This is a genomic window from Mesorhizobium sp. P170090, from assembly GCF_057786115.1.
Genome location: NZ_JBYNWH010000001.1, coordinates 5,592,470 through 5,618,062 on the forward strand (window position 1 = coordinate 5,592,470; position 25,593 = coordinate 5,618,062).

The 25,593-nt window shown below is 60.6% G+C and carries 29 protein-coding genes; 19 read left to right on the forward strand and 10 right to left on the reverse strand.

The genetic code is table 11. The annotated features are described in order from the left end of the window. Nucleotides 1–120: 120 nt before the first annotated feature. The 3 genes from adh (at nucleotide 121) to AC3EML_RS26935 (ending at nucleotide 2,262) form a co-directional block, all read left to right on the forward strand. Nucleotides 121–1,638, forward strand: a complete 1,518-nt coding sequence (adh, locus tag AC3EML_RS26925; protein WP_023729590.1) for an aldehyde dehydrogenase — start codon at nucleotides 121–123, stop codon at nucleotides 1,636–1,638. Between the two features lie 68 nt (nucleotides 1,639–1,706). Then, nucleotides 1,707–1,979, forward strand: coding sequence for a hypothetical protein (locus tag AC3EML_RS26930; RefSeq protein ID WP_023670846.1), 273 nt, complete (start codon nucleotides 1,707–1,709; stop codon nucleotides 1,977–1,979). A 148-nt stretch (nucleotides 1,980–2,127) separates the two neighbouring features. Further along, nucleotides 2,128–2,262: a hypothetical protein gene (locus AC3EML_RS26935; protein ID WP_023670845.1), complete on the forward strand. Its 135-nt coding sequence runs from the start codon at nucleotides 2,128–2,130 to the stop codon at nucleotides 2,260–2,262. Nucleotides 2,263–2,275: 13 nt separating this feature from the next. On the opposite strand, the gene hemN is transcribed toward AC3EML_RS26935, so the two are convergent. Beyond that, complete coding sequence (gene hemN, locus AC3EML_RS26940; RefSeq protein ID WP_352521957.1) at nucleotides 2,276–3,625, reverse strand: oxygen-independent coproporphyrinogen III oxidase; 1,350 nt, start codon at nucleotides 3,623–3,625, stop codon at nucleotides 2,276–2,278. Between the two features lie 156 nt (nucleotides 3,626–3,781). Here hemN and AC3EML_RS26945 point away from each other — a divergent pair, with 156 nt between their 5' ends. Further along, on the forward strand, nucleotides 3,782–4,510 hold the full coding sequence (locus AC3EML_RS26945) for a Crp/Fnr family transcriptional regulator (protein WP_023729591.1): 729 nt from the start codon (nucleotides 3,782–3,784) through the stop codon (nucleotides 4,508–4,510). Here AC3EML_RS26945 and AC3EML_RS26950 read toward each other — a convergent pair. Next, nucleotides 4,507–4,923: a hemerythrin domain-containing protein gene (locus tag AC3EML_RS26950; protein WP_023670842.1), complete on the reverse strand. Its 417-nt coding sequence runs from the start codon at nucleotides 4,921–4,923 to the stop codon at nucleotides 4,507–4,509. The two genes, AC3EML_RS26945 and AC3EML_RS26950, sit on opposite strands and share 4 nt — an antisense overlap. Before the next feature lie 252 nt (nucleotides 4,924–5,175). Between AC3EML_RS26950 and ccoN the strand changes: the two genes are divergently transcribed. The 11 genes from ccoN to AC3EML_RS27005 all read left to right on the forward strand — a co-directional run bounded on the left by ccoN (nucleotide 5,176) and on the right by AC3EML_RS27005 (nucleotide 16,401). Continuing rightward, nucleotides 5,176–6,786 (forward strand): cytochrome-c oxidase, cbb3-type subunit I, encoded by a 1,611-nt coding sequence (gene ccoN / locus AC3EML_RS26955; RefSeq protein WP_352521927.1) that lies wholly within the window; start codon nucleotides 5,176–5,178, stop codon nucleotides 6,784–6,786. A gap of 11 nt (nucleotides 6,787–6,797) precedes the next feature. Further along, a complete protein-coding gene (gene ccoO / locus AC3EML_RS26960; protein WP_031215651.1) occupies nucleotides 6,798–7,529 on the forward strand; it encodes a cytochrome-c oxidase, cbb3-type subunit II in 732 nt (243 codons plus the stop codon). Between the two features lie 12 nt (nucleotides 7,530–7,541). Then, complete coding sequence (locus tag AC3EML_RS26965; protein WP_023673929.1) at nucleotides 7,542–7,691, forward strand: CcoQ/FixQ family Cbb3-type cytochrome c oxidase assembly chaperone; 150 nt, start codon at nucleotides 7,542–7,544, stop codon at nucleotides 7,689–7,691. Between the two features lie 2 nt (nucleotides 7,692–7,693). Beyond that, a complete protein-coding gene (gene ccoP, locus AC3EML_RS26970; RefSeq protein WP_031239774.1) occupies nucleotides 7,694–8,557 on the forward strand; it encodes a cytochrome-c oxidase, cbb3-type subunit III in 864 nt (287 codons plus the stop codon). 216 nt (nucleotides 8,558–8,773) lie between these two features. Beyond that, on the forward strand, nucleotides 8,774–10,333 hold the full coding sequence (gene ccoG / locus AC3EML_RS26975) for a cytochrome c oxidase accessory protein CcoG (protein WP_352521926.1): 1,560 nt from the start codon (nucleotides 8,774–8,776) through the stop codon (nucleotides 10,331–10,333). Further along, the gene (locus tag AC3EML_RS26980) at nucleotides 10,330–10,827 is read left to right on the forward strand and encodes a FixH family protein (protein WP_023673911.1); all 498 of its coding nucleotides are present in this window, start codon (nucleotides 10,330–10,332) and stop codon (nucleotides 10,825–10,827) included. Before ccoG ends, AC3EML_RS26980 begins: the two co-directional genes overlap by 4 nt. After that, on the forward strand, nucleotides 10,824–13,112 hold the full coding sequence (locus tag AC3EML_RS26985) for a heavy metal translocating P-type ATPase (protein WP_352521925.1): 2,289 nt from the start codon (nucleotides 10,824–10,826) through the stop codon (nucleotides 13,110–13,112). Before AC3EML_RS26980 ends, AC3EML_RS26985 begins: the two co-directional genes overlap by 4 nt. Continuing rightward, on the forward strand, nucleotides 13,109–13,279 hold the full coding sequence (gene ccoS, locus AC3EML_RS26990) for a cbb3-type cytochrome oxidase assembly protein CcoS (protein ID WP_023835431.1): 171 nt from the start codon (nucleotides 13,109–13,111) through the stop codon (nucleotides 13,277–13,279). Before AC3EML_RS26985 ends, ccoS begins: the two co-directional genes overlap by 4 nt. A gap of 66 nt (nucleotides 13,280–13,345) precedes the next feature. After that, nucleotides 13,346–14,044 carry a CBS domain-containing protein gene (locus AC3EML_RS26995; protein WP_352521924.1) on the forward strand — a complete coding sequence of 233 codons (699 nt, stop codon included), beginning with the start codon at nucleotides 13,346–13,348 and terminating at the stop codon, nucleotides 14,042–14,044. A gap of 328 nt (nucleotides 14,045–14,372) precedes the next feature. Further along, nucleotides 14,373–15,479 (forward strand): copper-containing nitrite reductase, encoded by a 1,107-nt coding sequence (gene nirK, locus AC3EML_RS27000; protein ID WP_352521923.1) that lies wholly within the window; start codon nucleotides 14,373–14,375, stop codon nucleotides 15,477–15,479. 52 nt (nucleotides 15,480–15,531) lie between these two features. After that, nucleotides 15,532–16,401 (forward strand): SUMF1/EgtB/PvdO family nonheme iron enzyme, encoded by an 870-nt coding sequence (locus AC3EML_RS27005; protein WP_352521922.1) that lies wholly within the window; start codon nucleotides 15,532–15,534, stop codon nucleotides 16,399–16,401. Nucleotides 16,402–16,472: 71 nt separating this feature from the next. On the opposite strand, the gene AC3EML_RS27010 is transcribed toward AC3EML_RS27005, so the two are convergent. From AC3EML_RS27010 to AC3EML_RS27020, 3 genes are all read right to left on the reverse strand, one after another. Beyond that, nucleotides 16,473–16,970 carry a cytochrome b gene (locus tag AC3EML_RS27010; protein WP_352521921.1) on the reverse strand — a complete coding sequence of 166 codons (498 nt, stop codon included), beginning with the start codon at nucleotides 16,968–16,970 and terminating at the stop codon, nucleotides 16,473–16,475. A 189-nt stretch (nucleotides 16,971–17,159) separates the two neighbouring features. After that, nucleotides 17,160–18,341 (reverse strand): NnrS family protein, encoded by a 1,182-nt coding sequence (locus AC3EML_RS27015; RefSeq protein WP_352521920.1) that lies wholly within the window; start codon nucleotides 18,339–18,341, stop codon nucleotides 17,160–17,162. A gap of 102 nt (nucleotides 18,342–18,443) precedes the next feature. Further along, nucleotides 18,444–18,881, reverse strand: coding sequence for a pseudoazurin (locus AC3EML_RS27020; RefSeq protein ID WP_352521919.1), 438 nt, complete (start codon nucleotides 18,879–18,881; stop codon nucleotides 18,444–18,446). A 150-nt stretch (nucleotides 18,882–19,031) separates the two neighbouring features. Here AC3EML_RS27020 and AC3EML_RS27025 point away from each other — a divergent pair, with 150 nt between their 5' ends. Beyond that, on the forward strand, nucleotides 19,032–19,733 hold the full coding sequence (locus tag AC3EML_RS27025) for a Crp/Fnr family transcriptional regulator (protein WP_352521918.1): 702 nt from the start codon (nucleotides 19,032–19,034) through the stop codon (nucleotides 19,731–19,733). A 3-nt stretch (nucleotides 19,734–19,736) separates the two neighbouring features. Here the strand turns inward: AC3EML_RS27025 and AC3EML_RS27030 are convergent, their stop codons facing one another. Next, the gene (locus AC3EML_RS27030; protein WP_352521917.1) at nucleotides 19,737–19,952 is read right to left on the reverse strand and encodes a DUF1858 domain-containing protein; all 216 of its coding nucleotides are present in this window, start codon (nucleotides 19,950–19,952) and stop codon (nucleotides 19,737–19,739) included. Between the two features lie 148 nt (nucleotides 19,953–20,100). Between AC3EML_RS27030 and AC3EML_RS27035 the strand changes: the two genes are divergently transcribed. Further along, entirely contained in the window at nucleotides 20,101–20,799 is a 699-nt protein-coding gene (locus tag AC3EML_RS27035; protein WP_023689274.1) for a CBS domain-containing protein, read from the forward strand. Between the two features lie 71 nt (nucleotides 20,800–20,870). Here AC3EML_RS27035 and AC3EML_RS27040 read toward each other — a convergent pair whose 3' ends face one another. From AC3EML_RS27040 to AC3EML_RS27050, 3 genes are all read right to left on the reverse strand, one after another. Next, nucleotides 20,871–21,419, reverse strand: coding sequence for a hypothetical protein (locus AC3EML_RS27040; RefSeq protein WP_352521916.1), 549 nt, complete (start codon nucleotides 21,417–21,419; stop codon nucleotides 20,871–20,873). Nucleotides 21,420–21,531: 112 nt separating this feature from the next. Then, entirely contained in the window at nucleotides 21,532–21,801 is a 270-nt protein-coding gene (locus tag AC3EML_RS27045; RefSeq protein ID WP_023806646.1) for a DUF6455 family protein, read from the reverse strand. A 353-nt stretch (nucleotides 21,802–22,154) separates the two neighbouring features. After that, nucleotides 22,155–22,967, reverse strand: coding sequence for a universal stress protein (locus AC3EML_RS27050; protein WP_352521915.1), 813 nt, complete (start codon nucleotides 22,965–22,967; stop codon nucleotides 22,155–22,157). Between the two features lie 199 nt (nucleotides 22,968–23,166). Between AC3EML_RS27050 and AC3EML_RS27055 the strand changes: the two genes are divergently transcribed. Further along, a complete protein-coding gene (locus AC3EML_RS27055) occupies nucleotides 23,167–24,720 on the forward strand; it encodes a PAS domain S-box protein (RefSeq protein WP_352521914.1) in 1,554 nt (517 codons plus the stop codon). After that, nucleotides 24,710–25,324 (forward strand): response regulator FixJ, encoded by a 615-nt coding sequence (gene fixJ / locus AC3EML_RS27060; RefSeq protein ID WP_023673740.1) that lies wholly within the window; start codon nucleotides 24,710–24,712, stop codon nucleotides 25,322–25,324. The genes AC3EML_RS27055 and fixJ overlap by 11 nt, the downstream gene beginning before the upstream one ends. Here the strand turns inward: fixJ and AC3EML_RS27065 are convergent. Next, nucleotides 25,321–25,593, reverse strand: a complete 273-nt coding sequence (locus AC3EML_RS27065; RefSeq protein WP_023673739.1) for a hypothetical protein — start codon at nucleotides 25,591–25,593, stop codon at nucleotides 25,321–25,323. The genes fixJ and AC3EML_RS27065 overlap by 4 nt on opposite strands.

A 25,593-nucleotide genomic window follows, 5' to 3' on the forward strand; every position in this document is an offset into this window, starting at 1 on the left:
AATTCTGCGACACATCCCGCCCGCACACTGTCCCCGGCGCATTGGCAATCGCGATGGGAGATCGCATGTCTCCTTCCGAAGCGTCGCATCCCGCGACGTCAGCTTTGGGAGGAAGACATAATGAACAAGGTTGAGTTCTCACGCCCCGTCAAGGCGCCCTTCGACAAGCGTTACGGCAATTTCATCGGCGGCAAATGGGCCGAGCCACGTTCCGGCCGTTACTTCGAGAACTTCTCGCCCGTGAACGGCCAGTTGCTATGCGAGGTGGCGCGTTCGGATGCCCAGGACATCGAGGCGGCTTTAGACGCGGCCCATGCCGCCAAGGATGCCTGGGGGCGCACCAGCGTTGCCGAGCGCTCCCTTATCCTCAACCGCATAGCCGACCGCATGGAGGAAAATCTCGATCTGCTCGCATGCGCCGAAACCTGGGACAACGGCAAACCGATCCGCGAAACGACCGCCGCCGACCTGCCTTTGGCCATCGACCATTTCCGCTATTTCGCCGGCGCCGTGCGTGGCCAGGAGGGCAGCCTTTCGCAGATCGACGACGATACCGTCGCCTACCATTTCCACGAGCCGCTCGGCGTGGTCGGCCAGATCATCCCGTGGAACTTCCCGCTGCTGATGGCCTGCTGGAAGCTTGCGCCTGCCCTTGCGGCCGGAAACTGCGTCGTCCTGAAGCCTGCCGAGCAGACCCCGGCCGCCATCATGCTCTGGGCCGATCTTATCGGCGATCTGTTGCCGCCAGGCGTCCTCAACGTCGTCAACGGCTTCGGCCTCGAGGCCGGCAAGCCACTCGCGTCTTCGCCACGCATTGCCAAGATCGCCTTCACCGGCGAAACCACGACCGGCCGGCTGATCATGCAGTATGCCAGCCAGAACCTGATCCCTGTCACGCTGGAACTTGGCGGCAAGTCGCCCAACATCTTCTTCAAGGATGTTGTCGCTGAAGACGACGATTTCTTCGACAAGGCGATCGAAGGCTTCGTCATGTTCGCGCTGAACCAGGGCGAAGTCTGCACCTGCCCGAGCCGCGCGCTCGTCCATGAATCGATCTACGACAGATTCATGGAACGTGCGCTGAAGCGTGTCGAGGCGATCGTGCAGGGCGATCCGCTCGACCCGGCAACGATGATCGGCGCCCAAGCCTCGTCCGAGCAGCTGGAAAAGATCCTGTCCTACATCGACATCGGCCGCCAGGAAGGCGCCGAGCTGCTGACCGGCGGCGAGCGCAATGTTCTGCCCGGCGATCTGGCCGGCGGCTACTACGTCAAGCCGACGGTCTTCAAGGGCCACAACAAGATGCGCATCTTCCAGGAAGAGATCTTCGGGCCGGTGGTTTCGGTCACGACCTTCAAGGATGACGCCGAAGCGCTGGCAATCGCCAACGACACGCTGTACGGCCTCGGCGCCGGTGTCTGGACACGCGACAGCAACCGCGCCTACCGGTTCGGCCGCGCGATCCAGGCTGGCCGCGTCTGGACCAACTGCTACCACGCCTACCCCGCGCATGCGGCCTTCGGCGGCTACAAGCAGTCCGGCATCGGCCGTGAGACGCACAAGATGATGCTCGACCACTACCAGCAGACCAAGAACATGCTGGTCAGCTACAGCCCGAAGAAGCTGGGCTTCTTCTGATCGCGGCTTTGACTTACAGGCGCGGCTCCGCGAGGGGCCGCGCCACAGGCTGGAAATCGGAAAACACAATGCAGGCTAAGGTCGCGGCGGCACCGGCAGCCCTTGAACTGATCGCGCAGATCGTTGCCGAGCACGGTCCGGTGCTGTTCCATCAGTCCGAGCAAGGAAGGCGCCGCTGCAATCTCTACCTTCCAACGATGATCCTCAATCTCCTCATCGCACTCGTCATAAGTCTGACGGTTTTGATCCGCACGTTTGGTCTGATCGCGTCACGCACGCGACGGGACACCTGGTCGCGCGGTTTCGCATGCACGGACGCCGCAGCCGTATCGCCGCCATAATCAGCGTGGTGATGGGGCTCTTTGCCGTTATGACCGCGGATGTCTGGCTCTGGGCTGGCCTCTACCGGTTGCTTGATATCTTCGCTGATTTCGAACTGGGCTCTATTTTTCGACCATTACCTTTTCGACCGTCCACTACGGCGACATCGTGCCCGCCCATGCGTGGCGTGTCCTGGCGGCGCTGGAGGGCGTAAACGGGTTCTTGCTGATCGGCTGGTCGACCGCCTATCTGATCGCGGCAGGTACCCGCATCGGCCCGTTCAAGGCCGGCGAACATTTCTGACAGGAGCCAATGCTCAGACCGCCGCCGAATGCCTGGCTTTGCCGGTTTCGAAATATTTGTCGAACTTTGCCGCGATGCTTCTGACAAAGGGCCGACTTTCCGCCGGCACGACGAAACTGTCGCCATCAAGCTCGAGCAACCGCGCAGGATCATGAAGGGCTGTCGCACTTGCCTTGCCGAGAAGACTTTGGCCGGCTTCGCCAAAGCGCTCCACCAGCTCGATCGCCGAGAAGGCGAAATCACACATCAGCCGCTCGATGATCCAGCCGCGAACCCGGTCGTCCTGGGAAAGCGCGATACCGCGGACCGCGGCCAGCCCGCCGTCTTCGACCATGCGCCCATACTCGGCGGTCGATGGCATGTTCTGTGCATAGCCTTGCCGAAATTGGCCGATGGATGACGGGCCGAGGCCGATCAATGTCTCGCAGCGATCCTCGGTATAGCCCTGAAAGTTCCGGTGCAGAGTGCCGGTTCGGGCCGCTACGGCCAACGCATCGTTAGACTTGGCGAAATGGTCGAGCCCAATTGCTTCGTATCCCTGGTCCACGATCGCCCGCGCTGCCAGCTGCGATTGGGCAAAGCGCTCCGCCGGACCCGGCAACCAGGCCTCGTCGATCATCGTCTGGTGTTTCTTGAACCACGGCACATGGGCGTAGCCAAAAAGCGCTATCCTGTCGGGTTCCAAGGTCAGCGCCTGCGCGACGGTGGAGGAGACGCTCTCCCTCGTCTGGTGCGGCAGGCCGTAGAGCAGGTCCAGATTCACGGACTCGACCCCGCGCGAACGAACACCGTCGACTACAGACTTGGTCTGCAAAAAGCTCTGCTCGCGGTTGATTGCCTTTTGCACCTTCGGATCGAAATCCTGAACGCCGAGGCTCGCACGGGTCATGCCGATTTCGGCAAGCGCATCGAGGCGGGCATCGTCCATATCGTTGGGTTCGATTTCAACGCTGATCGTGGCGCCGGGAAGAAAGCCGAAGCTGTTGCGCAGGGCGGTTCCCAGCGCCACCATATCTTCGGGCTTGAGCATCGTCGGCGAACCACCGCCGAAATGGACGGCACGCACACGGCCTTTGCCTGCAACAAGACCGGCGACGGTAGCGATCTCGGCATGCAGTGAGCGGAGATAGATCCTCACCGGTTCGTAATGGCGTGTCTGCTTGGTATGGCAGGCACAGAACCAGCAAAGCTTGTCGCAGTATGGGATGTGCAGATACAGCGAGATTTCGTCGCCCTCGTTGAGCGCTTGCAGCCAGCCACGACAAACGGCAGCATCAACGCCTGGATGGAAATGCGGCGCGGTCGGGTAGCTCGTGTAGCGTGGAACGTTCTCACCGAGCCTGGCTACTAATTCTGGCCGCATGTCGCTATCCGATCCCCTTTGCATGGCGCGACACTGATCACATTGGGCGCGAGCGGCCTTGATTTCGGTCAAGGCCGCCCGCGGACAAACTGCCGCAAGGTTCTTTTGTCCGCCAATGCTACCTTCCGGACAGATGGAATCTCTCGGACGATTAAGATGACGGTGCGCCAAGACGTTCACAGTTCCAGCATTCCAGTGCTTTGCCAGTCTTGCGAGGCACGGCACCGAGGCGTTTGCGGTGCGCTTGATCCCGACCAATTGGTAAGCCTGGCCAAGACCTCCTCGAGGCATACCGTTGAACCGGGCACAGAACTGATTGGCGACGCCGAGACCGTCGACAGTTATTCGAACGTGCTTTCCGGCGTTGTGAAGCTGACCAAGAGCCTTTCGGACGGGCGCCAGCAGATTGTCGGCCTCCAGTTCGCCCCCGATTTTCTGGGGAGGCCCTTCAAGGTGGAAAGCGCGATCAACGCTGAAGCCGCAACCGCGGTTTCCGTGTGTTCGTTTCCAAAGGCCGCCATCGAGCGGATGATGAAGGAATCTCCGGAACTCGAGCATCGTCTGCTCAAACAGGCGCTCAACGAACTCGACGAAGCCCGCGACTGGATGGTGACGCTCGGGCGCAAGAGTGCTTCGGAAAAGGTGGCGAGCTTTCTCCTGATGATCGCCAGGAACATCGATCCCACGCTGGACCCGGCGGCGCAGTCGACGACCTTCGACCTGCCTTTGACACGCGCCGATATCGCCGATTTTCTCGGCTTGACGATCGAGACGGTCAGCCGCCAACTGACCAGGCTGCGAACAGACAGCGTGATCCGGATCGACAATAATCGGCACGTGACGGTGGACAATATGGGCCGGCTGGAACGCCGCTCCGGCGCCTAACCGCCATCGACGACCCCGATCATCGGCAAGACGTGCTCGCGTTCGAAGGCGATATGCCGGCGCAAGCTTTCGAAGAAGCCGCGCAGCATGAAGCCGACAGCCTCGGCGTTCTCAACCGTCTCTCCATGGCCGATCGCCAGCAGGATTTCAGTCACCTCGCCGGCAAAGCATTCGTCCTCGACGTGTTCGGCGCGCAGTCGACGAGTTGAAGCAAGGTTGGCATCCCTGCCGGTCAAAGCAGCCTCGTAGGCCGGAAAGATCACCGTCTCCTCATATTGATGAATGTTGCGCAACAGCGGAACGATCGCGTTTGCCGCAGCCAGGCATGCCAGGCTATCGACCCTGGGCAGGGTGTCGGCTATTTTTTCCAAGGCATCGCAGAGCTGCAGCTTTTCCAGATGCGCACGTTTCATGAGCGCAACCGGGACTGCTTCTCTGCCAGATCGAACTATCGGCATCGATCTGTCGCGGCTCGTTTCGAACAGCGACGATCGCAGCTCCCTCTCCCTGTTCAATGACAGCCTCCCGATCCTTTGCAAATCCAACGCTGCCCAATCCAAAATCAAATGGCTTTGACATGGATCAAGGCGCCAGCCGCGTGACTGCTGGATTGGTGTCAGGCGGATTGACGTCCGCGCACAGGAATCCGAAGTCGGGGACAGGTCATGAAGTTCGGCACGCAAGTCTTCGCTTTGGCCCTTTTTACCTTTGCCGCCCTGGTGGCCGCCGGTTTCGGAGTGGACGAGCCCTTCCGGCAGCATATGTGGGTGCTGTTTCTTGTGCTGCTCAGTTTTGTCGCCATCCTCCTCCGCAACACGAGTTTCGAAGCTGCCGCTCCGATCGACCCGTCCGCCTACATGGATGGTCCAATCCGCTACGGCGCCATCGCCACCATGTTCTGGGGTGTGGTTGGCATGCTGGTCGGGGTGGTCATCGCGCTGCAGCTTGCCTATCCCGATCTCAACATCCAGCCCTGGTTCAACTTCGGCCGCTTGCGGCCTCTGCACACCTCGGGCGTCGTCTTCGCCTTCGGCGGCAACGCGTTGCTTTGCACGTCTCTCTATGTCGTCCAACGCACATGCCGCGCCCGGCTGTTCGGTGGCGATCTCGCCTGGTTCGTGTTCTGGGGCTACCAGCTCTTCATCGTCATGGCCGCGACCGGTTATCTGCTCGGCATCACCGAGAGCCGCGAATATGCGGAACCCGAATGGTATGTCGACATCTGGCTGACCATCGTCTGGGTCGCCTACCTGATCCTGTTTCTGGGCACCATCCTGAAGCGCAAGGAACCGCACATCTACGTCGCCAACTGGTTCTACCTTTCCTTCATCGTGACCATCGCGATGCTGCATGTGATCAACAACCTATCGATGCCGGCCTCCTTTCTCGGCTCCAAGAGCTATTCTGCATTTTCCGGAGTTCAGGACGCCCTGACGCAATGGTGGTACGGCCACAATGCCGTCGGGTTCTTCCTCACAGCCGGCTTCCTCGGCATGATGTATTATTTCGTGCCCAAGCAGGCCAACCGGCCGGTCTATTCCTACCGCCTGTCGATCGTCCATTTCTGGGCAATCATCTTCCTCTACATCTGGGCCGGGCCCCATCACCTGCACTACACCGCCCTGCCCGATTGGGCGCAGACGCTCGGCATGGTGTTCTCGATCATGCTGTGGATGCCGTCATGGGGCGGCATGATCAACGGCCTGATGACGCTGTCGGGCGCCTGGGACAAGCTGCGCACCGATCCCATCATCCGCATGATGGTGATGGCCATCGCCTTCTACGGCATGTCGACCTTCGAAGGCCCGATGATGTCGATCAAGACGGTCAACTCGCTGTCGCATTATACCGACTGGACCATTGGCCACGTCCATTCCGGCGCACTCGGCTGGGTCGGCATGATCTCGTTTGGCGCAATCTACTTCATGGTGCCGAGACTCTGGAACCGTGAACGCCTCTATTCGCTCAGGCTCGTCACCTGGCATTTCTGGCTGGCGACGCTCGGCATCGTTGTCTACGCCGCGGTGATGTGGGTGTCCGGCATCATGCAGGGCCTGATGTGGCGCGAATACGACGAACAGGGCTTCCTGGTCTACTCCTTCGCCGAAACCGTGGCAGCCATGCATCCTTACTACATCATGCGTGCCATCGGCGGCGCCATGTATCTGGCCGGCGCCCTGCTCATGGCCTGGAACATCGCCATGACCATCCTCGGCTACCAGCGCGAAGAAGAACCTATGCCGGGCGCCCTGCCCGTCCTGCAGCCTGCCGAATAAGGAGCCAGACAATGGGCTTGATGGACAAACACGCGCTGATCGAGAAGAACGCCACGCTTCTGCTCATCGGTTCGCTTCTCGTGGTCACCGTGGGCGGTATCGTCGAGATCGCACCGCTCTTCTATCTCGATAATACGATCGAGAAGGTGGAAGGCATGCGGCCTTACTCGCCGCTCGAACTTGCTGGTCGAAACATCTATGTCCGCGAGGGCTGCTACCTCTGCCACAGCCAGATGATCCGCCCGTTCCGCGACGAGGTCGAGCGCTACGGCCACTACAGCCTGGCGGCCGAGTCGATGTACGACCACCCCTTCCAGTGGGGATCGAAGCGCACCGGACCTGATCTCGCCCGCGTCGGCGACCGCTATTCCAACCTGTGGCACGTGGATCACCTGACAGATCCACGGTCCGTGGTGCCGGAATCGATCATGCCGAGCTATGCCTTCCTGAAGGACAAGCCGATCGCGGTGAAGGACTTCTCTACGCATCTGGTCGCCAACAGGCGCGTCGGCGTCCCCTACTCCGACGACATGATCGCCAACGCCAATGCCGATTTGATGGCGCAGGCTGATCCCAACGCCGACACATCCGGCCTCGAGGCCCGCTACCCCAAGGCTAAGATCGGCGACTTCGACGGCAACCCGCAACAGGTCACCGAGATGGACGCGCTGGTCGCCTATCTCCAGATGCTCGGCACGTTGGTCGATTTCAAGAACTACGACGAAGCAGCCGGCTACCGCTGAGGAGGTTTGTCCATGGATTACAATTTGATGCGGGAGTTCGCTGACAGCTGGGGTCTGGTCGCCATGGCGCTGTTTTTTGTCGGCGCAATCATCTTTGCCCTGCGCCCCGGCAGCCGCAAGCTGGCCGACGAAGCTGCCCGGATTCCCCTTGAGGACGAGTGATCATGAGCGACGAGCACATCGATGAAATCTCTGGTGTTTCAACCACGGGTCATGAGTGGGACGGCATCCGGGAGCTCAACAACCCGCTTCCGCGCTGGTGGGTCTGGACGTTCTACATCACCATAGTCTGGGCGATCGGGTACACGATCGCCTATCCGGCATGGCCTCTGCTGCACACGGCAACCAAGGGTGTGCTCGGCTATTCCAGTCGCAACGATGTCGGGAACGAGTTGTCCAAGGCTGAAGCAGCCAAGGGCAAATATGTCGCCGCGATAGAAGCGAAAAGTGTTTCGGAGATCGCGGCGGACGACACGCTGCGCGAATTCGCCGTCGCCGCCGGCGGTGCCGCGTTCAAGCTCAATTGCGTGCAGTGCCATGGTTCCGGCGCCCAGGGCTCCAAGGGCTTCCCCAACCTCAACGACGACGACTGGCTGTGGGGCGGCAAGGCGGACCAGATCCAGCAGACGGTTACACATGGCATTCGCTTCGCTACCGATCCGGATACGCGCCTGTCCGAAATGCCGGCCTTTGGCGACATCATCACTGCCGATCAGATCAAACAGGTCAGCGCCTATATTGCCAGCCTGTCCCAAACCGTCAGCGATCAGGTGTTGGTGGCGCCCGGCGCCAAGGTCTTTGCCGAAAACTGCGTGGCCTGTCATGGCGACAATGCAAAGGGCAACAAGGAACTCGGCGCTCCTGATCTGACCGACGCCATCTGGCTCTACGGATCGGGCGAAGCCGCCATCGCCGCCCAGGTAACCGCACCGAAACAGGGCGTGATGCCGGCTTGGGGCGCGCGCCTGGGCGAAACCAGGGTCAAGGAACTTGCGGTTTACGTGCATTCGCTTGGCGGTGGGGAATAGGAACGGGGGCCTATTCCCTGCCCTTCACCGTCCAAGCGACGAGGCCCGGCTCTGCCGGGCCTCGATCTGTTTGCGTGTACCCGCGATTGACCTGCATCAACGCGGCGCCATCCGGTCGGCGGCACAATCCGATCCACGCTGCATTTCGCTGACCTGACTGCACCAGCCAGGACATTTACCCTGGCGAAATCACGAGTTGCGCGACGGGAGAAACCAGTGCTGGACAATACGCAGGTAGAACGGCTCAAGGCTGAGGCGGTCAACTCCGCCAAGGTGCGCCAGCCAATGTATGCCGCGCGCAGGAAGATCTTCCCGAAGCGGGCGTCGGGCAGCTTTCGCCGATTTAAATGGATCGTGATGGCGATCACGCTGGGCATCTACTATCTGACACCGTGGCTGCGCTGGGATCGGGGTCCGTTTGCCCCCGACCAGGCGGTGCTGCTTGATGTCGCCAACCGGCGCTTCTATTTCTTCTTCATCGAGATATGGCCCCAGGAATTCTACTATGTCGCCGGCCTTCTGGTCATGGCCGGCGTCGGTCTTTTCCTGATCACGTCGACTGTTGGCCGTGCCTGGTGTGGCTACACATGCCCACAGACCGTATGGGTCGATCTGTTCCTGGTCGTCGAGCGCGCGATCGAGGGCGACCGCAACGCACGCATCAAGCTCGATGCCGGTCCCTGGACCACTCGAAAGCTTGCGCTGCGGGCATCGAAACACGTCATCTGGCTGGTCATAGCCGCAGCGACTGGTGGCGCATGGATCTTCTATTTCGCCGATGCGCCGACGCTGCTCGGCGAACTCTTCACCGGCACGGCAGCGCCTGTCGCCTACATCACCGTCGCGGTTCTGACGGCGACGACCTACACGTTTGGCGGGCTGATGCGCGAACAGGTCTGCACCTATATGTGCCCTTGGCCGCGCATCCAGGCAGCCATGCTCGACGAGAGCTCGCTCACCGTCACCTACAATGACTGGCGCGGCGAACCGCGCACCCGTCACGCCAAGAAGGTTCTTGCTGCAGGGCATCCCGTCGGCGATTGCGTCGACTGCAATGCCTGTGTCGCCGTCTGTCCGATGGGGATCGACATACGCGACGGTCAGCAACTCGAATGCATCACCTGCGCGCTCTGCATCGATGCCTGTGACGGCGTCATGGACAAGCTCGGCAAAGCGCGAGGACTGATCTCCTACGCGACGCTCTCCGACTACAACGCCAACATGATCCTGGCCACCGCCGGCGGCGCCAGCTCGGTCAACCCATCACTGGTCAGGACGGATGACGGCCTGTTTTCGGACAGGGTGGCGCATTTCCATATCAGCAAGATCTTTCGGCCACGAACCTATGTCTACATGGCCATGTGGTCGCTGATCGGGCTGGGGCTGCTTTTTTCGCTGCTGACGCGCGACCGGCTCGAAATCAATGTCCTGCACGACCGCAACCCGCAATTCGTGACGCTCTCGGACGGCTCGATCCGCAATGGCTATACCGTCAAGCTCTTGAACATGATCCCCGAACCGAGAACGATTATCGTCACCCTCGGGGGTTTGCCAGGCGCGGAGATGAGCATCGTTGGCGTCGATCTCCCCGCCGATCGCTCCTTTGCAGTCCAGGTCGAACCCGACCGGCTGAAGATGTTGAAGGTTTTCGTGCGCCTGCCCGCCGACCAGATTCATGGCCAGGCGCAGACCTTCACATTCCGGGTCGAAGACAAGGTCAGCTTCGAGTCCAACGAATACACCGCCACCTTCAACTCGCCGGAGATCGCCAGATGAACGCCACCACGCGAAATCCCCGCGAGTTCACCGGCAGGCACATGTTGGCCACCATCCTTGCCTTTTTCGGCGTGGTCATCGCGGTCAATCTCACGATGGCGACGCTTGCCAACACAAGCTGGACCGGCCTTGTCGTCGAAAATACCTATGTGGCGAGCCAGCAATTCAACAAGAAGGCCGAGGAAGGCCGTGCGCAGGCAGCGCTTGGCTGGACCGGCCAGTTGACCATCGCATGGGGCGAAGTCCGCTATCGCATCATCGACGCCGCGGGCAAACCGGTTTCCCTGCATGGCGTGAAGGTGCTGTTTCGCCATCCCGCTTACGAGAAAGAAGATGAGTCCGTCACGCTCGCCCTGGTCTCTGGCCAGGAGTTTGCAGCACAACACGTGCCAAGGGATGGTGTCTGGATCATCGAAATAGACGCCGATGCCGGCCTGGCAAGACCTTATCGCGACGTGCGCAGGGTCATGATTTCCCAAGGGGTGCTGAAATGAGCTGCTGCGCGCCGGGCGCTGAAATGGCGCTGGATCTGGTCAGCCCCGCTTCGGTCCTGCCGTCAAGCCAGGAGGTCAGGCTGGCGAGCCGGTCGCTGGGCGATGACCTTCATCAGACCGACCTGTCGGTACCGACGGTTCACTGCGGCGCCTGCATCCAGATGATCGAGACTGCGTTGGGGAAGCTCAATCACGTCCAGGCCGCCCGCGTCAACCTTTCAACGAAGCGGGTCTCGGTCCAGTGGCGCGGCGATGAGGTTCCACCATTGGTCGCAGTGCTCGGGCGCCTGGGCTACCAGGCACATCTGTTCGAAGCCGACACCGATGCGAAGGACAGGACGTTATCGGAGCTCATCCGCGCCGTCGCCGTTGCCGGCTTTGCGGCGGGCAACATCATGCTGCTCTCGGTATCGGTCTGGTCCGGCGCCGAAGGCGCCACGCGCGATTTGTTCCACTGGGTCTCGGCGCTCATCGCCATTCCCGCCCTCGCCTTTGCCGGCGGGATCTTCTTGAAATCGGCGTGGACTGCGCTGCGCCACGGCCGCATGAACATGGACGTGCCGATCGCTGTCGGCGTGTCGCTGGCCTACGCCATGAGCCTCTATGAGACGATCACCCATGGCGACCACGCCTATTTCGACGCGTCGGTATCGCTGCTGTTCTTCCTGTTGATCGGCCGCACGCTCGATCACGTGATGCGCGAGCGCGCCCGCACCGCGGTGAAGAGTCTGTCGCAGTTGGCCGCGCGCGGCGCCATGGTGTTGCGCGGCGACGGCGCAAGCGACTATTTGCCGGTTGGCGAGATCGAACCAGGGATGCAGTTGCTTATTGCAGCCGGCGAAACAATCCCCGTCGACGGCAGGATTGCGCGTGGGACATCCGACGTCGACTGCTCCCTGGTCTCCGGCGAGAGCACGCCCAGAAGCGTGGCGCCAGAAGACACCGTGCAGGCCGGCGTGCTCAACCTTACCGGTCCGCTGACGATAGAGGCCACAGCCGCCGCGAAGGATTCGTTCCTGGCAGAAATGGTTCGGCTGATGGAAGCCGCGGAGGGCGGTCGCGCCCACTATCGCCGGATCGCCGATCGTGTTTCAGCGCTCTATGCCCCGGTGGTTCATCTCACCGCCTTCGCGACATTCCTAAGCTGGATGGCGGTGACTGGCGACTGGCACCGGGCGATCACCATCGCTATTGCCGTTCTGATCATCACATGCCCATGTGCGCTCGGCCTCGCCGTGCCGATCGTCCAGGTGGTCGCGGCGCGGCGCCTGTTCGACCACGGCATCATGGTCAAGGATGGGTCGGCCATGGAGCGCCTGGCTACGGTTGATACGGCTGTGTTCGACAAGACCGGCACGCTCACGCTCGGACAGCCCCGGCTCGTCAACGCGGCCTCGATCGATCCGGCAATGTTGATGATTGCGGCCAACATGGCCGCACATTCGCGTCATCCGTTTTCAAAGGCCATCTCCGGTTTTGCCACTTCTGGCGGGCAACTCACATTTGATACCGTCAGCGAGCATGCAGGGTTCGGAATCGAAGCCACCCACGCCGGGACCACCTGGCGACTGGGTCGGCGCGGATGGGCGGGATGGAAAGCCCGGACCGGTGGCGAAGGCAAGCATGGTTATGGCGGAACGGTTTTGACCAGGAATGGGCTGATTGTTGCTACCTTCGCCTTCGAGGATGCGCTGCGTGCCGACGCCAGGGCTGCCGTCCAGCAATTGAACGACGCTGGAATAGCGGTGGAAATGCTGTCAGGCGATACCGCCCATGCCTGCCAGGATGTTGCGAAAATGCTGGGTGTCGGCGACTTCGTTCCGTGTCTGCTGCCATCCGGCAAGGTTGAACGCATCGAGTCCCTTAGACGCGATGGGCATAAGGTCTTGATGGTCGGCGATGGCCTCAATGACACGCCGGCGCTGAGCGCGGCCCATGTCTCGATCGCACCGGCCACCGCCGCCGACATTGGCCGCAATGCAGCCGACTTCGTTTTCCTGCGCGAAAGCCTCATGGCGGTTCCGCTGGCGCTGGACGTTTCGCGCAACGCGGGAAACCTGATCCGCCAGAACATCGCGATCGCCATCGTCTACAATGCTGTCGCCGTGCCGATCGCCATTCTCGGGCACGTCACGCCATTGATAGCGGCGATTGCCATGTCGGCGTCATCGCTGCTTGTCATTGGCAATGCAATGCGTTTGCGGCGTTCCATGCCAGGTTCGCCGGCGAAAGAGGTTCGGACCTCCAGAAGATCCGGCATCAACGAATTCTCGCGATCCTCATGACGACCCTTGCCTACCTCATCCCGGTCGCCCTCTTCCTTGGCGCGCTAGGCCTGGGCGGGTTCCTGTGGGCGTTGAGAAGCGGCCAGTACGATGATCTCGATGGCGCTGCGGAGCGCATTCTAATCGACCGCGACGACGGGGCGGAGAATGCTCCTCGCTCCAAGTGACTCAGATCAAAGCGCTGCGGGTCGGGATGTCCCATCGTCGGCCGACGTAAGATCAGGAGGGTAAGGATGCGAGCCGAAGCCATCATGACGAAGTCAGTTATCACGACGGATGCGAACGCGACGATCGCCGAAGCGGCCGAGCTCATGCTTTCAAACAAAGTCAGCTGCCTCCCGGTAACCGACAGCGACGGTGCCCTCGTTGGAATTGTAAGCAAAAGCGACTTCTTGCGCCGAGAAGAACTTGGGACCCAGCGTGTGCGTCCGCGCTGGCTGGAGTTTGATCTTGGCCCGGGCACAGTCGCCGAAGACTATGCGCGCTCGAACGGACGGATCATCCATGAGGTGATGACCACAGCCGTCATTTCGGCGTCTCCAGGCGCCTCAATTGCACAGATTGTCAACTTGATGATGCAACACCGCATCAACAATGTGCCGATTGTCGATCGGGCCAGGGTCGTCGGCATCATCACGCGAACTGATTTGCTGCCTGTCCTGATCCGCGCCATGCCGAAACAGGGCACCACGCCACCCGATGACGACCTGATCCGCAAGGCCGTACTTGCCGAGCTGCAGGGACAATCGTGGGGCGGCGGTGACTTGATTGATGTAAGGGTCAGCGACGGCGTCGTCGAACTGACCGGGGCGATTGTCGACGAGCGTCAACGGAAAGCCGCGATCGTTGCGGCGGAGAACGTTGCCGGCGTCGGACAAGTCAAGGACAGCCTCTTCCTCCGTACAGATCCGCTCTCGGTGATGGTTTCATAGCTGCGGAAAAAAGCGGGGACGCCAAGCAGCGTCCCTTTGGGTTCTGCTCCCTTCCCACATCACTTAGACATGAGGCTGTCGGCGAGTTCCTCCAGCGTATAGCGCCCGTCATGGTTGGCGAGCACGCTGTCGGCAGCGAAGACGCCCGTCCATCGCCAAGCTCGAAACCGAGCGGGACTTGCTCGACCATTCTTGACGCACAAGATTGCCGCGGTCGAGGCTGTTTGTTGCTCCAATTAACACTCACCAATTTGCGCCAGCGCAAAGAAACGCTGCGTCAGGTCAGTTAGCTTCTGCTCATCCGCAACGGTTGAGATAGGAGATTGATATGATCACGCGACGCGAAGCCCTCTTCGGAGCAGCGATTGGCGCTGCCGCCGTGGCGGCACTGCCCGCACTGTCGGCAACGGTGACGAAAGCCGACATTCGAGGACTTCCCCGCGACAAGGTCAAGCTCGTGGCACCGCCTTTTGTGCATCCGCACGACCAGATCGCCAAAGGCGGTCCGAAGGTCGTCGAACTCACTATGACGATCGAGGAGAAACCGATGGTCATCGACGCCGACGGGACGCAGCTCAATGCAATGACTTATAACGGCTCGATCCCGGGCCCGCTGATGGTCGTCCACCAGGACGATTATGTCGAGCTGACGCTCATCAATCCCGACACCAACTCGCTAGCCCACAACATCGATTTTCACGCAGCGACGGGTGCGCTGGGCGGCGGCGCCCTCACCTTGATCAATCCCGGCGAACAGGTGACGCTGCGCTTCAAGGCAACCCGAACGGGAACTTTCGTCTATCACTGTGCTCCCGGCGGACCGATGATCCCGTGGCATGTCGTCTCCGGCATGAATGGCGCCATCATGGTGCTGCCGCGCGACGGGCTCAGGAACGACAAGGGCGAGCCGGTCAAATACGACAAGATCTTCTATATCGGCGAGAGCGACTTCTATATTCCGCGCGATGAGAAGGGAAACTTCAAGAGCTACGAATCGGCCGGTGATGGGTATGACGATATCGTCAAGGTCATGCGCGGGCTGATCCCGACGCACGTGGTGTTCAACGGCAAGGTCGGTTCGCTGACCGGCGACAACGCCATGAAGGCGAAGGTCGGCGAGACCGTGTTGATCGTCCATTCGCAGGCCAACCGCGATACGCGGCCGCATCTGATCGGTGGTCACGGCGACTATGTCTGGGAACAGGGCAAATTCGCCAATCCGCCGGCCAAGGATCTGGAAACCTGGTTCATCCGCGGCGGCTCCGCGGGGTCAGCGCTCTATACGTTCCTGCAGCCCGGTGTCTACGCGTACGTCAACCACAATCTGATCGAAGCCGTGGAACTCGGGGCGACCGCTCACTTCATGGTCGAGGGCGAGTGGAATGATGATTTGATGACGCAGGTCGAGGCGCCTAAACCCATCGCCACCAACTGACGGCACTCCAAATTGCCCGGACAGCGTCGCTGTCCGGGCACGGACAACAGACATGTCTCCTTACATCCTGAAAGTTTTCGCGGCCTCCATGGCGGCCACTTCTGTGCCGGTGGGCCTGTCGATAAAGGCGGCCAGTTGGGACCGGCAGCCTCACGCCGTAGCTGCCACGAGGACCTTGCTGTCCGCCTCCATCACCTATCCGATACCCGGCGAGTTCCTGAAGGACGGCCACCCGCAGGCCAATCCCCGTCATAAACACCAGCTCGACCAACCGCTCGAAATCATGACCTATCAGGTCAGCGCGGAAGACTATGCTGACTGCGTTGCTGCGGGCAACTGCCAGCCGGCACAGGAGGCGCGCACGATCTCCGCCAGCGCTCCTGTGACCGGCGTCAGCTATCTCGATGCCAACGCATACGCCCGGTGGTATTCGACAGCGACCGGCGACCAATGGCGGCTGCCATCCGATGAGGAATGGGCATTTGCCGCGGCGGAACGGTTCGCAGGCGAGTTCGAGGGTGTCGAAAACGACGCCAACAACCCCGCCAGACGTTGGCTCACCAGCTACAAGGCCGAGGTGGACCTCAATCGCAAACCGGACCCGCTGCCCAAGAGCCGTGGCTCTTTTGGCTTCAATTCCCTGGGCCTCGCCGACTTTTCCGGCAACGTCTGGGAGTGGACTTCGACCTGTTATGTCCGCACCACGCTGGCTGCGGATGGGCGCGGCGTTGCGAGTTCGGTCGACAATTGCGGCGTCCACGTCCTTGAAGGGCTTCACCGAGCCTACATGTCGAACTTCGTCAGCGACGGAAAAAGCGGCGGCTGTGCCGTCGGAACCCCTCCCGACAACCTGGGGTTCAGGCTGGTCCGGGACTCGTCGGGCTGGGCGAACGATGTTCTCACCCATTTGGGCGTAATCTGACGGGAAACTCCCGTCAGATTCTGGCAACCCGATGTGCCTGCGTTGGCGGCGATTTGTTTGACAGGCCAGACCTATCGGCGGGGCGACAGCATCCGCCTAAGTGTGCCATCGCGAAGCCAGTACTGATGGAACAGTGCCGCGAAGGCATGGACGGAAATCAGGACCATAAATACTGGCTTGTTGAGCGAATGGATGTCGCCCCATGGGTCACCAACGTAGAAGGCGAGAAGTCCCACAATGGGCGTTGCGAGCAAGAGCAGATAGAAAAGGCCGTGCGAGATCCGCGCGGCGACCTGCATCCAGCCAGTGCCGCCTTCCGCACGAATGGGAGCACCCGTTACCAAGCGCATTATCAGCCGGACCGTGACGAGGGCCAGGATCGAAACCCCAACCCAGTAGTGGGTAGAGCCCAATGTCTGGTCGACTGGGGAGACGAGGGTTCCATCTTCGGCCGCGTCAACCACGTTGGTCATGCTCTCGCCAAAGAACAGCTGGAATAACACCAGCACTGCTATGATCCAATGAAGCGCAATTTGATAAGCTGAATATCCAAATCTGGTTTCTGCCATTTTGATTCCTCTTGCAATTCGAACAGCCTCGCAGTCGCGATACTGAATAACGAGGGAACCTTGGCGTTATTCGGCTCAAATGCTCCCGGAATTGCGGCCGAAAGCTTACAGATTTGTAAGGCGCCAGGCGATGCGCAGCCGTAAGGGAATGGCGGCGCTATCCCGCCTTCGCTTGGCATGGAGTAGCCGTCAAACGGCATGAGCCTTCGGCGTCGTCAATGCGACGCCGTAAGTCAGAAGGAAGCCGGCGTGTGCCAGTACCCATGCAGCACCGGCGAGATTAATGATGGCCTCATCGGGGACAAAAACGCCAAGGACGCGCGACAAGGCTGCGACCAGAATAGCTGCAAAGACAAAAGTTGTTAGTCGTCCAGCCCGCAATTGCCGGCCGGTATGTCCGAGCGTCGCTCGGGCCATTACGGCGAGCGTCATCGACCCGATCGCGCCGGCGCCCAACGCGTGGAGCCCAGCTGCGACCGGCACGATGCCAGGAAAAAAGAACGACGCCGAAAGCAGGGCAAGACCGAGCGGTACGAAGGCATAAGCCACGTGAAGGATGAGCACGAGCGGGTCCCGGAATGTGCGGTCGCCTGCCCACCGCGACACACGCCACGCTTGGCAGATTGCGGCGACGGCCATGAGCATCCCTGAGGCGCTGTTGCCGGGGGCGAACGTCCATGCTCCGAGGGCGATCGCCGAGATGGCTATCGAGGCGACGTCAAAACGGTCGAACGACGCAGGCAGCCGCCCAGGATTTTCGCGGACGAGCCAGTTGCGGGTGAAGCTTGGAATGATGCGCCCCCCGATCAGTGAAATGAGCATGATCGCCGCGGCCATGCCGAGCCTTCGGCTGACGTCCGATGTGCCGTGAAGGTGCGCCTCGATGTGGAAGGCGCCGTTGGCGCCGGCCAGGACGGCAAGCGGCAGCAGCACCTTGAGATTGCGCCAGTTCCGCCCCGCGACGATTTCGCGTGCCGCCGCAGCACTGACCGCAAGCAGAAAAGAACCGTCGATCAACGCGGCTGCTTGCCAGCCAATATCGGCCGAGAAGAAGACAGCGGCACGACCGGCGAGCCACAGGACAACCAGCGCCAGCAGCGGCAGGCCTTGCACCGGCACCCGGCCGGTCCAGTTCGGGATGGCGGTCAGCAAGAACCCGGTAACGATCGCCGGCAGATAGCCGAACAACATTTCATGGATGTGCCAGTCGACCGGGAGAAACGCACTGTGGGCATCGAGTTCGCCGGCATAGATCGGCAGCCAAAGCAGAACGGACAGCGCAGCATACAGCGACCCGAGCAAAAAGAAGGGCCTGAACCCATAGGAAAGAAGTGCAGGCCCGGCGTAGGCCCGCAGGCGTGGAATTCCCATGATTTGTATCTCCAAATGAACAGCGCCGGATGAACCGCCGCCCTCGGTCCGTCCGGCCCGTGCCCGCCCTTTATGCGGCAGGCATGCCTGTATCGATTGCTCTCAGTTGGCAGGAACCTGGGTGAACAGGTCGGCGAACACCGTTTTTGCCTTCCCGGGATGCTTTACCGCCTTGGCGGTATCGAGATTGACCGGCTTGCCGACAACGATCAGCGCGACCATCCCCATGCCATAGTGAGGCGCGCATTTGACGCCGTAGACACCCTCCTTTGTCAGCGTGACGGTGATTTCCTCGCTGGGCTTTCCCTTGAAAGGCTCAGCGCCATCCGGAAGCATGCCCTTGATCGACTCGGCGTCGTGCGTCTTGTCGGTCGGCACGAACTTGACGGTGTCGCCGGGCGCCGCCTTGACGAAAGCTGGCTGGAAAACCATGGCGCCTTTTTCGCCCTTGTTGAGCATTTGCACCACGTGCTCTTCCGCCCTGGCACCGCCGGCGAGCGCGAGGATCGAGATTGCGGCAGCGAGGATGGAGAGTTTCATCGGTTTGTCCTTGTTTCGTCTTCCCGGCGTTGCGCCGTTCCATGCCATTTAGCCTGATGCGGCCCAGGACAATTTGCGCTGGCGCAAACTCGGGATAAGAAAGGTCTTCCGCAAGACTGATGCGGAACCATAGAGCCGTGAGGGATCCGCTTGGCCGCGCTGGACCGATCGCTGATTTCGCCGCTGCCGCTCTTTCAGGGGCTGGCGCCGGACGAGCAGAGCGAGATCCTGCGAAATGCACGATCGTCTCGCTATGCCAAAGACTCAACGATCTTCGCGCAGGAAGCCGAAGCCCATTCCTTCTTCGTGCTGATCGCCGGGCACATACGGGTGGTCCGCACCACGCCGGACGGACAGCAGGTCATCGCCAGATACATCAGCGAAGGCGAGATCTTTGGCGTCGCCGCAGCCCTTGGCCGGACGACCTATCCCGCAAGTGCCGTCGCGGCTGTCGACTGCGTGGTGCTGGCCTGGCCCAAAGCCCTGTGGCCTGATCTGTCCCGACGCTTCCCCGTGTTTGGGGCAGCCACCTACAAGACGGTTGGAAGCAGGCTGGAGGAGACGCAGACGCGGGTGGTGGAGATGTCCACGGAACAGGTGGAGCAGCGGGTTGCGCATGCGCTTCTGCGGCTGGTGAACCAGACCGGCCGAAAAACGGACAGCGGCATCGAAATCGATTTCCCGATTTCGAGGCAGGACATTGCCGAGATGACGGGAACGACGCTGCACACCGTCAGCCGGCTGCTCAGCAAATGGGAAGAGAACGGAATAATTGTCAGCGGGCGCCAGAGGGTCACGGTCAAAGATGCGCATCGCCTTGTGGTTCTGGCCGAGAACCGGGAAAAGGACTGACCGTCATCGTTCACCTCGAATGGCCAATTCGAGTTCGACCAGAAAGTCGCCCTCATCGACTTGATGTTCCCGGCACGCCTCGGTCACCGTATGGAAAGTGCCTATCGGACAGCCGACGCAGAGCATCTTGTGGCTCAACACCACAGCGACCGTTGCCGGCCATTTCCTCATGATTTCGTCGACGACCATATCGGGGTTGATCGAGCTGCACTGTTTCATGATGACGTCTCCGCGATTTGCGAAGCCCTCTTCATAAATCCGGCTCGGACTGCCTTCGTTGCGCTTACGCAATTTAGAAATGATTCAGATCAAGGCACAGCTCGCGCGGCCTCGATATGGATAGGAGTAACCATATGAGGAGGTTGGCATGCAAGCCGAAGCCATTATGAGCAAGCCGGTCGTCGGCATAGACCCGACCGCATCGATCGCCGACGCTGCCTGGTTGATGCTCACCAAAAAGATTAGCGGCTTTCCCGTCATTCGCGGCGACGGCACCCTGGTCGGGATCGTCAGCGAGGGCGATTTCCTGCGTCGCGGGGAACTGGGCACGCAGCGCAAGCGCTCACGCTGGCTGCAGTTTCTGGTCAGCCCCGGAACGGCCGCCGATGAATATGTCCACGCCAATGGGCGACGGGTTGAGGAGGTGATGTCACAAGATGTCGTCACGGCATTCCCCACCGCATCGCTCGACGAGGTCGTCGAGCTCATGACGCGTCACCATGTCAAACGCATCCCTGTCATCGACACCGGGAAAGTCGTCGGCATCATCACCCGCTCTGATCTTCTGCGGGCATTGATTAGCGCCCTTCCGGCTGCAGCCGCTGCAGCCATCGATGACGAACAGATCCGGCAGAACATCATGGCCGAGCTAGGGACACAGAAATGGGCTGGCAAGGACATGGTCAACGTGACTGTGAACAATGGCATGGTGAAACTGGGCGGCGCCATCTTCGACGAACGCGCGCGCCGGGCAGCCATTGTTGCGGCCGAAAACGTCGCCGGGGTCAAAGCTGTCGAGGATGGTCTCTTCTGCGCCGATCCAGTGTCCGTCCTCCTTGTTTCGTAGCAAGCGGCCGTGCCAGCTGATTTCAAGGTTGCATCCACGATAGGCCCGCTTTCCCCCAGGCTTCGCCGCGTTCAGATCGCGACTAGAAGTATAAATGGCCGAAGGAGCAACAGGGCGAATGCAACGAGCGCCGCGCCCGCAATTCTTTCTGTCTTTTTGTTGCCTCCGCTGAAGCGCCGGCCAAGCAAAAGCCACACCGATCCGGTGGCAGCTGTTATCACCAGAAGCACAACCCAGAAGATCCCCAGAGAGCGCGGTTCGATGTTCATCGGCACGATAGCCAGGCAATAGATAAAGGCCTTCGGGTTCAGGGCACTGGTCACCGCAACAGAAATGGCGTCGCCATTTTTGGAAACGTTGATCCGCGCGCTGGTTATCAGATGCAGTCCAAGAACTACAAGCCATCCGGCTGCTACCAGCCTAAGTATTTGAATGGCCTCGGGTGACATGAAGGGGCGCAGGGAAAACCAGCACGCGGATGAGATCCCGTATCCGCATGCCTGAGCGGCCAAAAGCTTGACCACTTTCTCTCGCTTGACCGCCCCCGCCATCAAAAGAGCGTTGGTAGGCCCTGGTGCGACAAAGAGCACAAATGCTTCGAGAAAAAGTAAGTTGTCCAAGCTGCCTGGTCCTGTGGAATGCAGACTTATCAACCGCAAAAACTTGGTTTGCGTTGGCCCTCGTCAAAACACGGACGGCACGACCTCTCGTCGAGGCTGCCTGCTCGATGCCCTAGCGTTGCCCGGCCGCATGCTGCAGTCGAGCGATCAGGTCGCTGTTGCGGCAATAGTCTGGCGGGTTCTCGGATTGCTCATGTTCGTCGAGCCAGGTTGAGCATTCATCCTGGTGCCCGCAGGAACGGCAGCGGTCCACCGCCCGATTGGTGACTGCCGCATGGTCTGCCACGACTTTCAGATGTCTGTCGACCCCGAGCGACCGCATCATTCGACCCATTAGCGCCGTTCTGGCGTCGACCGAAATCAGGTAATCGAGAAAGGTCATGTTGATCACTCCTGCCTACCGGTCATCCTTGCCGCCGTTGGCGGCGGGTGGCGTTGATCTCGATCAACAGGCGGCATCATTGCCAACCCTGGGCCGTGACGGGGAGCATGAAGCCAAACGGAATGGCAGGTGGTCGAAGACGTCCGCTGACCGGCAGGCCGGTTGCTCGGGCCAGGTCTAGATCTGGCCGTTGTTCGCTTCGGAAAACAAATGAACGCAGCCGCTGCGTCGTGGGCACCCCCACCTCGAACATGTTGCTAGCACCGTCGCGGTGTCCCGAGGCTGAGGGTCTCCAGGCGCGCCGCAGGAGGTAACCTGCTCCGGCCGAGACAGGTTGCTGGTCAACTTCTCCTTCAATACGACATGAAACGGCTGATGCCGCTCTCTTCGATGAGCGTGCGAGTGACACCGCCAAATGCCCATTCCCGCAAGCGGCTATGGCCATAGGCGCCCGAGACGATCAGGTCCGCATGGATCGAGCGCGCGAAACTCAGCAACCGGTCGCCATCAGCCTTGCCGGCGATCAGCTCGGTTCGCGCCTTGATGCCATGGTGGTCAAGGAAAACGGCGACATCGTCGAGGCTGTCTCGACTGGTTTCGTTGCGGCTGGTGTCTATCGTGGCGACGATAACGTCGCTGGCCTTTTCCAGAAAAGGCAGTGCATCGGCTACCGCACGCCGTGCCTCCCTGGTGTCCTTCCAGGCAACCAGCACGGTTTTTGCGCGGATATGTTCCATATTACCTGCCGTGACCAAGACTGGCCGGCCGGCACCGAGCGTGAGGCTGCCGATATCAACAGCACGAAAGACATTGTCTCCATCGCCGCAGCCGGTGACGATAAGGTCGGCCGCCCTGGCCATAACGCTGAGGAACCGGGTCGGACTGCAGACGGACTGTGCCCATTCGCTTGTAACGGAAACCGGCACCATTCTTTCGAACACTGCACGCAATTCGGCGAGCCGCTTTTCGATCTCAGTTCGTTGGATCTGCATGATCTCACCTTCGTAGACCATCCCTTCGCCTGTCGCGACCAAAGGTGGGACATCGGCTGCCGCCAAGCCAACAAGATGCGCTCCAAATCGCTTGGCAAGTTCGATACCCACCTGAACAATGGGCGCAGGAGCCGCATCGATGGCGAGGTTCACGATGATTGACTTGTAGGCCATTGCGGGTGCCTTTCACTGGAGCGGCGCTATGCGTGATGGGTCGCATGCGCCAGCGCCCGATGCCTTGATGCACGTCAAAGACCCGCCAATTGCGCCCGCCAACTAAATCTCTTGCGGAAACGTGTCTCGATCTGTTTTGCCTGTGCGACGAGAAGTGATAGTTAGCCCGGTAGCACCATCTCGAACCTGGGAATTTGATTTGATCAAAGACGAAGCGCTCAGCTTATCGCCCGCTGGGACGACGCTGAAAGCCCTCTTGTCGCGGATGTTCGATCAGGCTCCGGGCTTTATCGCGCTCCTGCGCGAGCCGGGTCACGTTTTCGAACTGACCAATGCCGCCTACCAGCGGTTGATCGGCAACAGGCAGGTGATTGGAAAGTCAGTCAGGGAAGCCTTTGCCGAGTTCGAAGGAGATGAGTTTTTCGGACATCTGGACCAGGTCTACACGACCGGCGAGCCATACAGAGGCCAGGGCGTAAAGGTCGGCCTTCGCAACAAGGCCGACGGGCCGCTCGAAGAGCGCATCCTTGATTTCGTCTATCAGCCCATCAAGTCCGACGATGGCCGTATCACCGCGATCTTCATCGAAGGCACGGATGTCAGCGAACTCTCCTTTGCAAACGCAGCTCTTCGGCTGCGTGAGGACCATTTGCGATCGATCCTGGCAACAGTGCCGGATGCAATGGTCGTCATCGATGAGCAAGGCGGGATCCAATCCTTCAGCACAGCCGCCGAAACATTGTTTGGCTATCAGTCAGGTGAGGTCATTGGCCAAAACGTGAAAATGCTGATGCCCCCGCCCTACCGCGACGAGCATGATGCCTATCTGCTTCGCTACCTGACCACCGGAGAGCGCCGGATTATCGGGCTCGGGCGCACCGTCACCGGGATGCGCAAGGATGGTTCGACCTTCCCGATGGAGCTTTCCGTCGGCGAGATGCATCCGGGAACCGGACGCTTCTTTACCGGCTTTTGCCGCGACCTGACCGAACGCCATCGGGCAGAAGCTAGAATCCAGGAGCAGCAGCAGGAGCTTCTCCATATGGCGCGGTTTACAGCACTTGGCGAAATGGCCTCGACCCTTGCTCACGAGATCAATCAGCCGCTGACGGCCATCACCAACTATCTGAAGGGCAGTCGTCGGCTGCTCGAGAAAAGCACCGAAGAGAATGCGCCCATCCTGCGGGATGCCGTGGAAAAGGCCGCTGAGCAGGCGCTGCGGGCTGGAAACGTCATTCGCCATCTCAGAGACTTCGTTGCAAGAGGCGAAAGCGAGCGTCAGGTCGAACGGCTGCCGGCGCTCATCGAAGAGGCCTCGTCGCTGGCCCTGGTCGGGGCAAGGGAGATAAATGTCCTTGTCAGCTACAAGCTCGATCCGGCTGCCGAACTGGTGTTAACCGATCGCATTCAGATCCAGCAGGTTCTGCTGAACCTGATGCGCAATGCGGTCGAAGCCATGCAAGACGCGCCGCGACGCGAACTGCTGGTCACGACTATTGCGCGCGCCGACGGGATGGCGGAGGTGAGCGTCATCGACACCGGGGCCGGTCTCGCGCCGGAGGTTTCGGCCCAACTGTTCCAGCCATTCGTCACCACGAAAAAGCAGGGCATGGGCGTCGGCCTGTCTATTTGCCGCACCATAGTTGAATCGCATGGCGGTCACATATGGGCCGAGGCAATGCCGGCCGGCGGGACCGCTTTCAGGTTTACATTGCGCATCGTCGATAAGGATGAGGTCACCAATGGCCGCTAATGATCTGGTGCACGTGGTCGACGATGACCTGGACGTCCGCAAGTCGCTTGGATTTCTGTTGGGCACGGCAGACTTTGCGGTCCGCCTGCATGATTCCGCCACGGCCTTCCTGTCGACGGCGTCTGGCAGTCTCGAGGGCTGCATCGTCACCGATGTGCGCATGCCGGGCATAGACGGCATCGAGTTTCTGCGCCAGCTCAGAGCAGGCGGGCATAGAATTCCGGTCATCGTCATGACGGGCCATGCGGATGTGGCGCTAGCCGTTCAGGCAATGAAGGAAGGCGCTTGCGATTTCATCGAGAAGCCATTCGACGATGAGATGTTGATCGAGGCGATCCGCTCAGCGTTGGCCAACCGCAACCAGGTCAATGCATCCCACCCTCAGTCCGCGGATATTCGCGGGCGTCTGTCGACGTTGACAGATCGTGAGCGCCAGGTGCTGGACGGGCTTGTGTCGGGTTTGCCGAACAAGACGATCGCCTATGACCTTGGAATCAGCCCACGCACTGTTGAGATCCATCGCGCCAATGTCATGAGCAAGATGGGCGCCGGCAGTCTGTCACATCTTGTGCGCATGGCGTTGATCGTTGAATCCAAGCCCTAGGGATGGTCTCCAAAGGGATTGCCGTCGCGAGTTGGCACCCGGTGAGGCTCCCAGTCGCGCCAGTGGGTCGGACGGATGTCGACCCATGCGCCGGTGGCGACGTTCCTCCAGCCGTCCCGCTCCTTCCTGCAGGGAAACACGAGCGCATGCTCACCGTCCTCGTCGAAGACGGCCAGTTTGAGGTTGCGCCCAAACGGAGCGGTGAGGATTGGTTTCCACATCTCCTCATGATCCGCAGAAGCGCCAGCTCGCGCCTTGATCTGAATCAT